Source organism: Nocardioides sp., from assembly GCF_024509035.1.
GTDB lineage: Bacteria > Actinomycetota > Actinomycetes > Propionibacteriales > Nocardioidaceae > Nocardioides.
Map to the genome: position 1 here is coordinate 1 of NZ_JANINT010000019.1, position 13824 is coordinate 13824.

The following is a 13824-nucleotide window of genomic DNA, read 5'->3' on the forward strand; positions in this document are numbered from 1 at the left end:
CGGGCTGGGACGGGGCGGCGGCCTGGCCCGACCCGATGACGGCGAGCTCGGCGCCGACCTCGACGGTCTCGTCCTCGGCGACCTTGATCTCCAGGAGCGTGCCCGCGACGGGCGAGGGGATCTCGGTGTCGACCTTGTCGGTGGAGACCTCCAGCAGCGGCTCGTCGACCGCGACCTCGTCGCCGACCGCCTTGAGCCAGCGGGTCACGGTGCCCTCGGTCACGGACTCCCCGAGCGCGGGCAGCGTGATCGACGTGCCCGACCCACCGGACGGCTTGGCCTCGGCGGCGGGCTTCTCGGCCTCCTCGGCCGCGGGGGCCGGCTCCGCGGCGGCCGCGGGCTCCTCCGCCTTCTGCTGCTCGGGCTCCGGCTCGGGCTCCGGCTCGGGCTCGGGCTGCTGCTCCTGCTGGGCCTCGGCCTGGCCGCCGGACTCGCCGCCGGAGTCGCCGGAGGACTCACCGGCATCGCCGATCACGGCGAGCACCGCGCCGACCTCCACGGTGTCGTCCTCGTTGGCCCGGATCTCCAGCAGCGTGCCCGCGATGGGCGAGGGGATCTCGGTGTCGACCTTGTCCGTGGAGACCTCCAGCAGCGGCTCGTCCACCGCCACCGTGTCACCCACCTGCTTGAGCCAGCGGGTGACGGTGCCTTCGGTGACGGACTCTCCGAGTGCCGGCAGGTTGACTTCGGTGGCCATGGACTTCCTTCGCTTGCGTGTCGTGGAGTGCTGGTGGAACAGGTGTGGAGCTGGTCAGGAGTGGGCGTGGAGGGGCTTGCCGGCCAGCGCCAGGTGCGCCTCGCCGAGCGCTTCGTTCTGGGTCGGGTGGGCGTGGACGAGCGGCGCCACGTCCTCGGGGTACCCCTCCCAGTTGTAGATCAGCTGCGCCTCGCCGATGAGCTCGCCGACCCGGTCGCCGACCATGTGGACGCCGATGACCGGTCCGTCCTTGCGACGGATGAGCTTGACGAAGCCCTGGGTCTTGAGGATCTGGCTCTTGCCGTTGCCGCCCAGGTCGTAGGTCAGCGTCTCGATGCCCTCGGCGCCGTAGGTCTCGGCCGCCTTCGCCTCGTCGAGGCCCACCGAGGCGACCTCGGGGTGGGAGTAGGTGACGCGCGGGATGCCGGACTCGTCGATGGGCTGCGGGTCGAGCCCGGCGATGTCCTCGGCGACGAAGATGCCCTGCTGGAAGCCGCGGTGGGCCAGCTGGAGGCCGGGGACGATGTCGCCGACGGCGTAGACGCCCTCGAGGTTGGTGCGGCACCGCTCGTCGGTGAGCACGAAGCCGCGGTCCATCGTGACGCCCTGCTCGTCGTAGCCGAGGCCCTCGGTCACCGGGCCGCGCCCGACGGCCACCAGCAGCAGCTCGGCCTCGATGACGCTCTGCTCACCGTTGGCCCCCTCGACGGTCACGGCGACCCCCGAGTCGGTGTGCTTGACGCTCTGGAAGGGCGTGCCGGTGCGGAAGACGATGCCGCGCTTGCGGAACGCGCGCTCGAGGGCCTTGGAGGACGCCTCGTCCTCGACGGCCACGAGGCGGGGGAGCGCCTCGACGATCGTGACCTCGGCGCCGAAGCTGCGCCACACGCTGGCGAACTCGCAGCCGATGACGCCGCCGCCGAGCACCACCACCGAGGCCGGCACCCGGTCGAGCCGCAGCGCGTGGTCGGAGGTGATCACCCGCGCGCCGTCGACCTCGAGGCCGGGCAGGGTACGGGCGTAGGAGCCGGAGGCCAGCACGACGTGGCGACCGGAGTACGCCGTGTCGCCGACGGTCACCTCGTGCGGGCCGGTGAGCCTGCCGGTGCCCTCGATGACCGTGATGCCACGTCCCTTGATGAGGCCGCTGAGCCCCTTGAAGAGCCGCGAGACCACGCCGTCCTTGTAGGCGTTGACGCCGGCCATGTCGATGCCGTCGAGGCTGGCCCGCACGCCGAACGTCGCCGCGTCGCGCGCCTGGTCGGCGACCTCGGCGGCGTGCAGCAGCGCCTTGGTGGGAATGCAGCCGATGTGCAGGCAGGTGCCGCCCAGGTTGCCCTTCTCGACCAGACCCACGCGCAGGCCCAGCTGGGCCGCGCGCAGGGCACAGGCGTAGCCGCCCGAGCCTGCACCGAGGATGAGTACGTCGAAGTCGGCGTCGGCCACGCGCCCATCCTTGCACTTCTGCCCAACGTGTCCACACCGGCCTCCGGGCAGGTGCGCGGCGCCCGGACTCCTACCGACGGGTCACTTCGTGGCGCCGTCCCGGTGGATGTGCCGGACCCGTGCCGGGGTTGTTGGCACACTGTCCCCATGGCATGGATGGACCGGTTCCGGCGAGGCTCGGGCCCGAAGATGCGGCGGCCGGCTCGCGACGCGTTCCGCACCGGCTCGACCCGGGTGCGCGCGTCGGACTCCGTCGACCAGGAGCACCTGCACGCCTGGGTCGCCGAGCGGCGCGGCGTGGAGGGCTTCGTCGAGCCGCGCACCGCGGTCAGCGACGTGACGCTGCTGCTCGTCGCGCACGACGGCGAGTGGACCCGCCGCCGGGTGCCGTCGGTGGGCTGGGCGCACGACTTCTGCAACCGCCACCAGGTGCCGTCCTACGACGCCGCCGTGGTCGGCATCCCGCAGCGGATGCGCGACTACAACCGGCGCAAGAAGCTCGAGGGTGGCCTCTGACCCGTCGGGCCGAGGTCAGGGTCGGACGAGCGCCCGCACGTAGTCGACCAGCGTCGCCACGGCGACGCCGGTCCCGCCGGCGGTGACGTGGCCCCAGGCTCCTCCGGAGTTGAACGACGGGCCGGCGATGTCGAGGTGAGCCCAGGGCAGGCCGCCGGTGAACTCGCGCAGGAAGGCGGCGGCGTAGAGGCCCCCACCCCAGCGGATCCAGTCGTGCTGGGACAGGTCGGCGATCTTGCTCGAGGTGATGCGCTCGCGCATCGCCTCGGGGATCGGCATCGGCCACATCTCCTCGCCCGCGACCGCCGCGGCGGCGAGCACGTCGTCGACCACCTCGGCCGAGCCCATGACACCGGCGACGCGGTCGCCGAGCGCGACGACCATGTGGCCGGTCAGCGTGGCGACGTCGAGGATCACGTCGGGCCCGGACTCCGTGGCGCGGACCAGCGCGTCGGCGAGGATCAGTCGGCCCTCGGCGTCGGTGTTGAGCACCTCGACCGTGGTGCCGCCGTACATCGTGAGGACGTCGCCGGGTCGCACGGCCGAGCCGGAGAGCATGTTCTCGGCCATCGGCGCGTACGTCGTGATCTTGACCGGCAGCCCGAGCCGCGCGATGGCGAAAGTCGCCTGCACGACGGCGGCGGCCCCGGCCATGTCGGACTTCATCTCGCCCATGCTCTGCGCGGGCTTGATCGTGAGGCCGCCGGAGTCGAACGTGATGCCCTTGCCGACCAGCGCGACGTGGCGCTTGGCGTCCTTGGGCTCGTAGGTCAGCTCGACGAGCCGCGGCGGGGCCGCGGAGCCGGCGCCGACACCGAGGATGCCGCCACAGCCGAGCTCGGCGAGCTCGGTCTCGTCGAGGACCCGGATCGCGACCTTGGGCGCGCCGCGACCCTTCGTCAGCTCCTGGGTGGCGGCCGCGACCGTGTCGGCGAACGCCGGCGGGGTGAGGTCGCCCGGAGGTGTGTTGACCCAGTCCCGGGTGGTCGCGACCGCGGCCGCCACGATCTGGGCCTCCTCGAACGCCGCGACGACGTCCTTCTTGCGGGCGGCGGGGCTCAGCACGATCACGTCGGCGGGTGCGGCCGCGGCGTCGGTGCCCGAGCTGCCGGACTTCTTGTACGTGGTGAACGTGTAGCCGCCGAGCTCGTAGCCCTCCGTGATCGCGCGCACCAACTCGGCCGTGCCGGCCGGCAGCGCGATCGCGACCGAGGCGGCGTTGGTCACCGCGCGGGCGGCGACGCCCGCCGCCCGGCGTACGGCGCCGGCGTCGGAGGTCGTGCCGAGGCCCACGAGCACGAGCAGGGGAGTGGAGAGCGCACCGCCGGTCGGGACCTTCACGACCTCGCCGGCCTTGCCCTTGACGCCGAGCGTGGCCAGCAGCGGGCGCAGCTTGCGGCCGTAGGCCGACGCGACGTCCTCGCCGCCCTCGGCGAGCTCGGGTCCCTTCGCTCCCTGGATGACCCCCACCACCACGGCGTCGCTGCGGGTCTTGGCGGGGCTGGCGCTGCGCAGGGTGTACGACGTCACCGGGGCAGGATAGTCCGGTAGGTTCGCGACCATGGCGGACCTCCACGATGAGCAGGAGCAGCTGCTGCGCTCCCCCCTGCATGCCCGGCACGAGGCCCTCGGGGCCAAGTTCGCCGCCTTCGGCGGCTGGTCGATGCCCCTGGAGTACTCCACGGGCGTCGTCAAGGAGCACACGGCGGTCCGCGAGTCCGTCGGCATCTTCGACGTGAGCCACCTCGGCAAGGCGACCGTCGAGGGCCCGGGCGCCGCGGCCTTCGTCAACAGCACGCTCACCAACGACCTCGGCCGGATCGGGCCGGGCCAGGCGCAGTACACGCTGTGCTGTGACGACGCGACCGGGGGCGTGGTCGACGACCTGATCGTCTACCTCCACACCGAGGACCGCGTGCTGCTGGTGCCCAACGCCGCCAACACCGCCGAGGTCGTGCGCCGTCTCTCCGCGGCCGCGCCCGACGGCGTGACGGTGACCGACCGGCACCGCGACTTCGTCGTGCTCGCGGTCCAGGGCGCCCGCTCCGACGAGGTGCTGACGGCGGTCGGGCTGCCGACCGGTCACGACTACATGTCGTTCGCCGAGCAGGACTTCGCGGGCGAGACCGTCGTCGTGTGCCGCACCGGCTACACCGGCGAGCGGGGCTACGAGGTGATCGCCCCCAACGCCGTCGCCGAGCAGCTCTGGGACGCGCTGATGACGGCCGGTGCGGAGTTCGGGATGCTCGCCTGCGGATTGGGCGCCCGCGACACCCTGCGCACCGAGATGGGCTACCCGCTCCACGGCCAGGACATCTCGCTCGACGTCACCCCCAACGAGGCCCGCCTCGGCTGGGCGGTCGGCTGGCGCAAGGACGCGTTCTGGGGACGCGAGGTCCTCACCGCCGAGAAGGCCGCCGGCCCCAAGCGGCAGCTGCGCGGCCTGGTGGCGACCGGTCGCGGCATCCCGCGCCCCCACATGAGCGTCAGCCTCACCCCCGACGTGCTGCTCGGCGAGGTCACCTCGGGGACGTTCTCGCCCACGCTGCGCAAGGGCATCGGCCTGGCGCTGGTCCCGTCGTTCGTCGACCCCGACGCCGAGGTCGGCGTCGACATCCGCGGGCGGCGCGAGATCTTCCAGCTCGTCAAGCCACCGTTCGTCGACCCGTCGGTCCGGGAGAGCTGAGATGAACCTGCCCGAGCAGCCCTCGACGTTCCGCGCGCCCTCGCCCGCCGAGCGCCCCTGGTGGTGGCGCCTCGAGAACGCCGCGGGCGAGGAGGTGAGCGTCGGTCCCGACCTCGCTGAGGAGCGGTTCGCCAGCCAGGCCGACGCCGAGTCGTGGGTCGGCGAGGCGTGGCCCGACCTGGCGGCCGAGGGCGTCGACGCCGTGACGCTGTTCGAGCACGACCGGCAGGTCTACGGCCCGATGTCGCTGCACGCATGATCCCCGCCCCGGCCTGACGAGTCCTTCTGCTCTGGTCGGCGCCCCGCCCGAGGAGCAGGATGCCGCCATGTCCTGGCACGCCGACGACGCCGACTTCGTGGCGTACGTCGGGGCGCGCTGGCCGTTCCTGGTGCGCTCGCTGACCCTGATCGGCTGCCCCGCACCCGAGTCCGAGCGGCTGGTGCGCACCGCGCTCGCCCGGTGCTACCTCGCCTGGGACGAGGTGCTCGGAACCGACGACGTCGACGTGAGCGTCTACGGCGTCGTCCTCGGCGGGTGGCACCGCAGCGCCCGGCACCGGCGGCCCGTCGAGGTCGTCGAGCCCGCCCCGGAGCCGGTGCCCGAGCAGGTCCCCGTGCCTGCCGACGAGCAGGTCCCCGAGGTCGTGCGGGTGCGTCGCGAGCTCGAGGACCAGCTGGGCCGGCTGGCGGCCACCGACCGCGAGGTGCTCGTCCTCCGGCACGTCGCCGGCCTCTCCGAGGAGCAGGTGGCCGATCTCCTCGGGCTCTCCGTCAGGTCGGTGCGCTCCGTCGTCAGCCCGGCGCCCGTCGACGACTTCCGGATCGCGTGCGAGACCATCGACGTGCTCGCGGCGCCGATCGACGCCGTCGTCGCCGAGGCCCGGGCGCAGCGCCGGCGGCACCTGCGGGTCGTGCTCGCCTCGGTCGTCGCCGCGGTGCTCGTGGTCTCGGGGATCGTCTGGCTCGCGAGCCGCCCGGCACCGGAGCAGTCCTCGGACCGCGACTGGACGGTCGTGCGCGAGCCGAACCCCGTCGACATCCCGTGGTACGCCGGCGGGGAGCTCCACCTCAAGAGCGTCGTCGTGACGATGCCGCCGATCGCCGACCTCGTGGCGGTCGGCGACGGGGCGTTGTTCACCGGCGCCGACGGCACCGTCTACTTCGCCGGGTCCGACGGCGCCGTGACCGAGCTCGGCGTGACCGACCCGGACGCGCGGGTCGCAGCATCCGACCAGACCGACTGGGTCTCCTGGGTCGACACCTCGTCCGACGTACCCCGGCTCGTGGTGCACAACCTCGTCTCCGGCAAGGACGCCGCCGAGCGCGACCTGCCCGAGGGCGGCGAGGTGATCGCGGTCGACCTCGCCCGCGTCTACTTCCGCACGCCGCGCGGCGACTTCGTGTGGGCGCCGGGGGACGATCCGGTGGAGCTGGACCGTCCCGGGCTGCTCGACGTCACCTCGGGGGCACAGGCCTACCAGGTCGAGGGCGGCATCGAGGCGCGCATCGAGATGGTGCAGTCGTTCTACAGCGTGTCGTTCGTCCGCCCCGGCACCGGCGCCACGATCTCGCCGGGCGGCAACTTCGTGCTGAGCCGGGACGGCGACGGCACCGCGCCGTTCCGGCCGCTGCTCTACGACGTGCGCTCGGGGGAGCGGATGCGCTCGGGCCTCGCAGCAGGCGAGCTGGCGCTCGACGCGACGTTCGGGCCCAACCACACCGTGAGCTACCTCGTCACACCGCGCGCCGACCTCGCGGGCGGGCCCGACCTGGACGGCAACAGCGCGCCGCTCGTCATCCTGCGCTCCTGCGACCTGGCCCCGGTGGTGTGCCACGACGTCATTCCGCTGGCGCGCCCGGGGGAGCGCTCGCTGCTCGCCCGGTGAGCCCGGCGGGGGGCGCCCGCTGCCAGACTGCGGCCATGCGCTTCAGCCAGGTCGACGTCTTCTCCAGCGAGCCGCTGCTCGGCAACCCCGTGGCGGTGGTCCACGACGCCGACGGCGTCAGCGACGAGCAGATGGCCGCGTTCGCCCGGTGGACCAACCTCTCCGAGACCACGTTCCTGCTCGCGCCGACCCAGTCGGGCGCCGACTACCGCCTGCGCATCTGGACGCCGGGCGGCGAGCTGCCGTTCGCGGGCCACCCGACGCTCGGCAGCGCCCACGCCTGGCTCGAGGCCGGAGGCGTGGCCGCCGCCGAGGGCGTCCTGGTGCAGGAGTGCGCGGCGGGGCTCGTCGAGCTCCGCACGGGCGACCGGCTGGCGTTCGCCGCGCCGCCGCTGATGCGCTCGGGGCCGGTCGACGAGGCCGAGCTCGTCGCGGCCGCCCGCGCTCTCCGTCTCGACCGCGGCACGGTCGTCGAGGCGGCCTGGATCGACAACGGACCCGGCTGGATGGGCGTGCTGCTGCCCGATGCGGACACCGTCCTCGGGATCGACCCCGACTGGGCGGTGTTCGGCGACCTCAAGATCGGCGTCGTCGGCGAGTACGCCGACGGGCCCGCCGCCATCGAGGTACGCGCGTTCTGCCCGGGCTACGGGCCGCCCGAGGACCCGGTCACCGGCAGCCTCAACGCCGGCGTGGGCCAGTGGTTGGCCGGACGCCGCCTGCCCGCGTCGTACGTCGCGAGCCAGGGCACCGTGCTCGGGCGTCGGGGCCGGGTGCACGTCGTGCGCGACGGCGAGCAGGTCTGGGTCGGCGGCGACACCCGGACGACGATCACCGGGTCCGTGGACCTGTGAGCACTACGCTCTGACTCGTGCGCGCCTACCTCGACCTCCTCCAGCGGATCCTCGACGAGGGCGCGCCCAAGGGCGACCGCACCGGCACCGGGACGCTGAGCGTCTTCGGGCACCAGATGCGCTTCGACCTCACCGCCGGGTTCCCGCTGGTGACGACGAAGAAGGTGCACACGCGGTCGGTGTTCGGGGAGCTGCTGTGGTTCCTCCGCGGCGACACCAACGTGAAGTGGCTCCAGGACCGCGGCATCACGATCTGGGACGAGTGGGCCGACGACAACGGCGACCTCGGGCCGGTCTACGGCTACCAGTGGCGCTCGTGGCCGACCCCCGACGGTCGCCACGTCGACCAGATCGCCCAGGTGATCGAGCAGATCCGCGCCAACCCCGACTCGCGCCGCCACGTCGTCTCGGCGTGGAACGTCGCCGACATCCCCGACATGGCGCTCGCGCCGTGCCACACGATGTTCCAGTTCTACGTCGCCCCCCAGCAGGACGGCCCGGGCCGGCTGAGCTGCCAGCTCTACCAGCGTTCCGCGGACGTCTTCCTCGGCGTGCCGTTCAACATCGCCTCCTACGCCCTGCTGACCCACATGGTCGCCCAGGTCACGGGGCTCGAGGTCGGCGACTTCGTGCACACGCTGGGTGACGCGCATCTCTACACCAACCACCTCGACCAGGCGCGGCTGCAGCTCACGCGCGAGCCCCGGCCGCTGCCGCGGCTCGTGCTCGACCCGTCGGTCACCGAGATCGACGCCTTCGACCTCGAGCACATCGCCGTCGAGGGTTACGACCCGCACCCCGGGATCAAGGCCCCGATCGCCGTATGACTCCTGGCGGCAAGCGGGTCGTGATGGTGGCGGCCGTCGCCCGCAACGGCGTCATCGGCGACGGCCCCGACATCCCCTGGCGGCTGCCGGGGGAGCAGCGCCTGTTCAAGGGGCTGACCTGGGGCCACACGCTGGTGATGGGTCGCACGACCTTCGAGTCCATCGGCCGCCCGCTGCCCGGACGCACCACGATCGTGCTCACCCGGTCGCCGGACTGGACGGCCGAGGGGGTCCTGGTCGCCCGCGACCTCGAGGGGGCGCTCGCGCTCGCCGACGGCCTCGACGGCGAGGTCATGGTGGCCGGCGGCGGGCAGGTGTACGCCGTCGCGCTGCCGGTCGCCGACGAGCAGGTGATCAGCGAGGTCGACCTCGAGCCCGCCGGCGACGCGTTCTACCCCGACTTCGACCGCACGGAGTGGGTCGAGACGTCCCGAGAGCACCACGACGGCTACGACCGGGTCACCTACTCGCGCCGCCGCGCGGCCGAGCTGTAACGCCCTGTTACCCCACCTGCCCACCAGGTTGCAGCATGGTGGGTAGGTGGGGTAACCCGGCGTTACAGCGGCCGGGGCCCACCTGGCAGGCTGGGCCGCATGGAGCTGCGCGTCTTCACCGAACCCCAGCAGGGAGCCACCTACGACGACCTCGTGCAGGTCGCCCAGGAGGCCGAGCGCCTCGGCTTCGGAGCGTTCTTCCGCTCCGACCACTACCTCGGCATGGGCACCGAGGGGCTGCCCGGGCCGAGCGACGCCTGGGTGACGCTCGCGGGCCTGGCGCGTGAGACCAGCACGATCCGCCTGGGCACGATGATGACCAGCGCGACGTTCCGCCACCCCGGCCCGCTCGCGATCTCGGTCGCGAACGTCGACCAGATGAGCGGCGGCCGGGTCGAGCTGGGCATCGGCGCCGGCTGGTTCGAGGCCGAGCACACGGCGTACGGCATCCCGTTCCCGAGCACCGGCGAGCGGTTCGACCGCTTCGAGGAGCAGCTCGCGGTGATCACCGGCCTGTGGGCGACGCCGGCGGGGGAGCGGTTCACCTACGAGGGCGAGCACTACCGGCTGACCGACTCACCCGCGCTGCCCAAGCCCGTGCAGTCCGCGCCGCCGGTGCTGATCGGGGGCCTTGGCAAGCGGCGCACGCCCGAGCTCGCCGCTCGCTACGCCGACGAGTTCAACCTGCCGTTCGTCGACGAGGAGACGACCGCGACCCAGTTCGCGCGCGTCCGCGAGGCCTGCGCGGCGCAGGGCCGTGATCCCGGGGAGCTCACCTGGTCCAACGCGCTGGTGCTCTGCGTCGGAGCCGACAAGGCCGAGGTGCAGCGCCGCGCGGCCGCGATCGGTCGCGAGCCCGACGAGCTGCGCGCCAACGGGCTGGCCGGCACGCCCGCCGAGGTCGTCGACAAGATCGGGCGGTACGCCGAGCTCGGGGCCCAGCGGGTCTACCTGCAGGTGCTCGACCTCAGCGACCTCGACCACCTGCGTCTGGTGGCCGCGGAGGTCATGCCCCAGGTGTGAGGCCGGGGGTGAACCCCGGTGTGACGGATGGCGCCAGCTCGGTCGCGATCCGGTGCGCCCAGCCCTCGATGCTGTCCCAGTCGCGGTAGTCGCCCGGGGGCAGCACCCGGCGCCGCGCCGGCTTGAGTCGCAGCACCCGGTCGATGAGGTCGAGGCGTCCCACCTCGAGCGCGCCGCCGAACGCCTGGCGGTCGCGCGCCCCGAGCTCCTCGGCCAGCCGGTCGAGGTCGCTGTGGGGCTGGTCGGGGCCGAGCAGCCCGCTGCTGAACAGCCAGGTGGGCCGCTCCACGAGCGCGTCGTGGTGCAGGTCGACGAACGCGGTCGCCTGCTCCATCCAGTGCCCGCGGTAGACCGAGCTGCCGAGGATCACCGCCTCGTGACCGCGGACGTCGTCGACCACCGTCGTCGGCCGCACCCGGACGTCGAGTCCGGCGACCGTCAGCACGGCTGCGATGTGTTGAGCGATCTGGCGCGTCGCGCCGTACCTGCTGGCATATGCCACGAGCACAGACATGTAGTCCTCCTGGCCTCCAGCCTTGTCGGCGGAGCCGCACGAGCCCAGGGAACAAAGACCCCGGTCGGCGGGGTCCGAAAGACCTGCACCGCGGAGCGATAACCTGGTGTCCATGACGTCCGCGCCCGCTGCCCCCTTCGGCAGGCTGCTCACCGCGATGGCCACCGCCTTCCACGACGACGGGTCGGTCGACCTCGAGGGCACCGCGCGCATCGCGGCGCACCTGGTCGACCACGGCCACGACGGAGTCGTCGTGTCGGGCACCACCGGTGAGTCGCCGACCACCACGACCGCCGAGGACGGGGCGATCCTCTCGGCGGTCAAGGACGCCGTGGGCGACCGCGCAGTCGTCGTGGCCGGGGTCGGCACCAACTCCACCGCCCACTCGGTCGAGCTGGCCGAGCAGGCCGCCAAGCTCGGCGCCGACGGGCTGCTGCTGGTCACTCCGTACTACAACAAGCCCGGCCAGGCCGGTGTGCTGCACCACTTCACTGCGGTCGCCGAGGCCAGCGACGTGCCGGTGATGCTCTACGACGTCCCGGGCCGCACCGGCACCCAGATCGCGCTCGAGACCTACGAGGCCGCGATGCGCCTCGAGACGGTGGTGGCGGTCAAGGACGCCGTGGGCGACTACGCCCGCGGGGTCAAGATCATGCAGATGGGCTACGCCCTCTACTCCGGCGACGACGCCAACAACCTGGGCTGGCTCGCCCACGGCGCCGCCGGGTTCGTCTCGGTCGTCGCGCACGCCGCGGGCACCGAGACCAAGGCCATGATCGACGCCTTCCAGGGCGGCGACTCCGCCGGCGCCCTCGAGATCTTCACGCGGCTGCTCCCCGCGATCGACGCCGTCATGGGCGTCCCCAACTACGGAGCGACCACCGCCAAGGCAGCACTCCAGCTGCTCGGCGTCCTCGACAACCGCAATGTCCGGGCACCGCTGGTGCCGTTGGACGACAACGAGGTGGCCGCGCTGCGAGCAGGACTCGCCGCCGCCGGCCTCCTGTAAAGGAACCAGATGAGTCATCCCCACCCAGAGCTCTCCGCACCGGCCGCACTTCCGACGGGGGGCCTGCGGGTCACCCCGCTCGGTGGGCTCGGCGAGGTCGGCCGCAACATGACGGTCTTCGAGTACGACGGCCGGCTGCTGATCGTCGACTGCGGCGTGCTGTTCCCCGAGGACCACCACCCGGGCGTCGACCTGATCCTCCCCGACTGGAGCTCGATCCGCGACCGGCTCGACGCCGTCGAGGCGCTCGTGCTCACCCACGGCCACGAGGACCACATCGGCGCGACGCCGTACCTCCTGCGTGAGCGGGGCGACATCCCGCTGGTCGGCTCGGAGCTGACGCTGGCGCTGCTCGGCAGCAAGCTGCGCGAGCACCGCCTCAAGGAGACCGTCCACCACGTGGTCAAGGAGGGCGACCGGGTCAGCTTCGGGCCGTTCGACCTCGAGTTCGTGGCGGTCAACCACTCGATCCCCGACGCGCTGGCGGTCGCCATCCGCACCGGCGCGGGGATGGTGCTGCACACCGGCGACTTCAAGATGGACCAGCTGCCGCTCGACGGCCGGATCACCGACCTGCGCGCGTTCGCGCGGCTGGGGGAGGAGGGCGTCGACCTCTTCCTCACCGACTCCACCAACGCCGAGACGCCCGGGTTCACCCCGACCGAGAAGTCGATCACCCCGGTGATCGACCAGGTCTTCCGTGAGTCCAAGCAGCGCGTCATCGTCGCCTGCTTCGCCTCCCACGTGCACCGCGTGCAGCAGGTGCTCGACGCGGCGTACGCCCACGAGCGCCAGGTGGCGTACGTCGGGCGCTCGATGGTGCGCAACATGGGCATCGCCCGCGACCTGGGCTACCTCAAGGTGCCGCCGAGCGTCCTGGTCGACACCAAGGACCTGGCCGACCTGCCGCCGGAGCGGCAGGTGCTGATCTCCACCGGCTCCCAGGGTGAGCCGATGAGTGCGCTGTCGCGGATCGCCCAGCGCAACCACAACTTCGTGCACATCGAGGAGGGCGACACCGTCCTGCTCGCCTCGAGCCTGATCCCGGGCAACGAGAACGCCGTCTACCGGGTGATCAACGGCCTGGCGCGCTGGGGCGCGCGAGTCGTCCACAAGGGCAACGCCCTCGTGCACGTCTCGGGCCACGCCAGCGCCGGTGAGCTGCTCTACTGCTACAACATCGTGCGCCCGCGCAACGTGCTCCCGGTGCACGGCGAGATCCGGCACATGCTCGCCAACGCCCAGCTGGCCCGCGACACGGGCGTGGAGAACGTCGTGATCGCCGAGGACGGCGTGGTCGTCGACCTCGTCGACGGCGTCGCCTCGATCGTCGGCAAGGTCGACTGCGGCTACGTCTTCGTCGATGGCTCCTCGGTCGGCGACATCACCGAGTCCGACCTCAAGGACCGCCGGATCCTGGGGGAGGAGGGCTTCATCTCGATCATCGTGGTGGTCGACTCGGTGAGCGGCAAGGTGTCAGGTGGGCCCGAGATCCACGCCCGCGGCAACGCGCTGGACGGCTCGAACTTCGACGAGCTCAAGCAGCCGATCATCGATGCCCTCGACCGGGCCGTCGCCGAGGGCAACACCGACTCCTACCAGCTCCAGCAGACCGTGCGTCGTGTCGTCGGCCGGTGGGTCAGCAGCACCCACCGCCGCCGGCCGATGATCATCCCCGTGGTCATCGAGGCCTGATCTCGGTGCCCCGCGGGAGCCGCTGAGGCTGCGTCGCCCCACCACCACGTTGACCCGCCCGAAACTTTCGGGCGGGTCAACGTGCTCCCGGCCGGTCGCTCGACCACCATCGTCGGATCCGCCGGCGCGTCTCCGACACGCACTCGTGTGGTCCCTGTGACTGATGGGGCGTACGCC

At 72.5% G+C, this 13824-nt stretch carries 14 protein-coding genes; 10 read left to right on the forward strand and 4 right to left on the reverse strand.

What is annotated here, in order from left to right; translation table 11 throughout:
- Together Q0L15_RS01965 and lpdA are read right to left on the reverse strand one after the other, a co-directional pair.
- A partial coding sequence (locus Q0L15_RS01965; protein WP_296601867.1) for a biotin/lipoyl-containing protein occupies positions 1 to 697 on the reverse strand: 697 nt, incomplete at its 3' end.
- A gap of 54 nt (positions 698 to 751) precedes the next feature.
- A complete protein-coding gene (gene lpdA / locus Q0L15_RS01970) occupies positions 752 to 2143 on the reverse strand; it encodes a dihydrolipoyl dehydrogenase (protein ID WP_296601869.1) in 1392 nt (463 codons plus the stop codon).
- 147 nt (positions 2144 to 2290) lie between these two features.
- On the opposite strand from lpdA, the gene Q0L15_RS01975 reads away from it, so the two are divergent.
- Positions 2291 to 2659, forward strand: a complete 369-nt coding sequence (locus Q0L15_RS01975; RefSeq protein WP_296601870.1) for a hypothetical protein — start codon at positions 2291 to 2293, stop codon at positions 2657 to 2659.
- Positions 2660 to 2674: 15 nt separating this feature from the next.
- Here the strand turns inward: Q0L15_RS01975 and Q0L15_RS01980 are convergent, their stop codons facing one another.
- Positions 2675 to 4189 carry a leucyl aminopeptidase gene (locus Q0L15_RS01980; RefSeq protein ID WP_296601872.1) on the reverse strand — a complete coding sequence of 505 codons (1515 nt, stop codon included), beginning with the start codon at positions 4187 to 4189 and terminating at the stop codon, positions 2675 to 2677.
- A 31-nt stretch (positions 4190 to 4220) separates the two neighbouring features.
- On the opposite strand from Q0L15_RS01980, the gene gcvT reads away from it, so the two are divergent.
- The 7 genes from gcvT to Q0L15_RS02015 all read left to right on the forward strand — a co-directional run bounded on the left by gcvT (position 4221) and on the right by Q0L15_RS02015 (position 10429).
- Positions 4221 to 5345 carry a glycine cleavage system aminomethyltransferase GcvT gene (gene gcvT, locus Q0L15_RS01985; protein ID WP_296601873.1) on the forward strand — a complete coding sequence of 375 codons (1125 nt, stop codon included), beginning with the start codon at positions 4221 to 4223 and terminating at the stop codon, positions 5343 to 5345.
- A 1-nt stretch (position 5346) separates the two neighbouring features.
- Positions 5347 to 5604 carry a hypothetical protein gene (locus tag Q0L15_RS01990; RefSeq protein ID WP_296601875.1) on the forward strand — a complete coding sequence of 86 codons (258 nt, stop codon included), beginning with the start codon at positions 5347 to 5349 and terminating at the stop codon, positions 5602 to 5604.
- A 67-nt stretch (positions 5605 to 5671) separates the two neighbouring features.
- Positions 5672 to 7231, forward strand: a complete 1560-nt coding sequence (locus tag Q0L15_RS01995) for a sigma factor-like helix-turn-helix DNA-binding protein (protein ID WP_296601877.1) — start codon at positions 5672 to 5674, stop codon at positions 7229 to 7231.
- A 35-nt stretch (positions 7232 to 7266) separates the two neighbouring features.
- Complete coding sequence (locus tag Q0L15_RS02000) at positions 7267 to 8085, forward strand: PhzF family phenazine biosynthesis protein (protein WP_296601878.1); 819 nt, start codon at positions 7267 to 7269, stop codon at positions 8083 to 8085.
- A gap of 17 nt (positions 8086 to 8102) precedes the next feature.
- Positions 8103 to 8912 carry a thymidylate synthase gene (locus tag Q0L15_RS02005; protein WP_296601880.1) on the forward strand — a complete coding sequence of 270 codons (810 nt, stop codon included), beginning with the start codon at positions 8103 to 8105 and terminating at the stop codon, positions 8910 to 8912.
- Positions 8909 to 9406: a dihydrofolate reductase gene (locus tag Q0L15_RS02010; RefSeq protein ID WP_296601881.1), complete on the forward strand. Its 498-nt coding sequence runs from the start codon at positions 8909 to 8911 to the stop codon at positions 9404 to 9406. The genes Q0L15_RS02005 and Q0L15_RS02010 overlap by 4 nt, the downstream gene beginning before the upstream one ends.
- A 99-nt stretch (positions 9407 to 9505) precedes the next feature.
- On the forward strand, positions 9506 to 10429 hold the full coding sequence (locus Q0L15_RS02015) for an LLM class F420-dependent oxidoreductase (protein ID WP_296601883.1): 924 nt from the start codon (positions 9506 to 9508) through the stop codon (positions 10427 to 10429).
- On the opposite strand, the gene Q0L15_RS02020 is transcribed toward Q0L15_RS02015, so the two are convergent.
- The gene (locus Q0L15_RS02020) at positions 10413 to 10943 is read right to left on the reverse strand and encodes a flavodoxin domain-containing protein (protein ID WP_296601885.1); all 531 of its coding nucleotides are present in this window, start codon (positions 10941 to 10943) and stop codon (positions 10413 to 10415) included. The two genes, Q0L15_RS02015 and Q0L15_RS02020, sit on opposite strands and share 17 nt — an antisense overlap.
- Before the next feature lie 112 nt (positions 10944 to 11055).
- On the opposite strand from Q0L15_RS02020, the gene dapA reads away from it, so the two are divergent.
- Positions 11056 to 11952: a 4-hydroxy-tetrahydrodipicolinate synthase gene (gene dapA, locus Q0L15_RS02025; RefSeq protein WP_296601886.1), complete on the forward strand. Its 897-nt coding sequence runs from the start codon at positions 11056 to 11058 to the stop codon at positions 11950 to 11952.
- A 9-nt stretch (positions 11953 to 11961) separates the two neighbouring features.
- Complete coding sequence (locus tag Q0L15_RS02030) at positions 11962 to 13647, forward strand: ribonuclease J (protein WP_296601887.1); 1686 nt, start codon at positions 11962 to 11964, stop codon at positions 13645 to 13647.
- The last annotated feature ends 177 nt before the right edge of the window (positions 13648 to 13824 follow it).

Bases quoted from the DNA above. Each gene is read 5' to 3' on its own strand.
- Q0L15_RS01975 (WP_296601870.1), top strand. From the start codon at position 2,291: ATGGCATGGATGGACCGGTTCCGGCGAGGCTCGGGCCCGAAGATGCGG.
- gcvT (WP_296601873.1), top strand. From the start codon at position 4,221: ATGGCGGACCTCCACGATGAGCAGGAGCAGCTGCTGCGCTCCCCCCTG.
- Q0L15_RS01990 (WP_296601875.1), top strand. From the start codon at position 5,347: ATGAACCTGCCCGAGCAGCCCTCGACGTTCCGCGCGCCCTCGCCCGCC.
- Q0L15_RS01995 (WP_296601877.1), top strand. From the start codon at position 5,672: ATGTCCTGGCACGCCGACGACGCCGACTTCGTGGCGTACGTCGGGGCG.
- Q0L15_RS02000 (WP_296601878.1), top strand. From the start codon at position 7,267: ATGCGCTTCAGCCAGGTCGACGTCTTCTCCAGCGAGCCGCTGCTCGGC.
- Q0L15_RS02010 (WP_296601881.1), top strand. From the start codon at position 8,909: ATGACTCCTGGCGGCAAGCGGGTCGTGATGGTGGCGGCCGTCGCCCGC.
- Q0L15_RS02015 (WP_296601883.1), top strand. From the start codon at position 9,506: ATGGAGCTGCGCGTCTTCACCGAACCCCAGCAGGGAGCCACCTACGAC.
- Q0L15_RS02020 (WP_296601885.1), bottom strand. From the start codon at position 10,943: ATGTCTGTGCTCGTGGCATATGCCAGCAGGTACGGCGCGACGCGCCAG.
- dapA (WP_296601886.1), top strand. From the start codon at position 11,056: ATGACGTCCGCGCCCGCTGCCCCCTTCGGCAGGCTGCTCACCGCGATG.
- Q0L15_RS02030 (WP_296601887.1), top strand. From the start codon at position 11,962: ATGAGTCATCCCCACCCAGAGCTCTCCGCACCGGCCGCACTTCCGACG.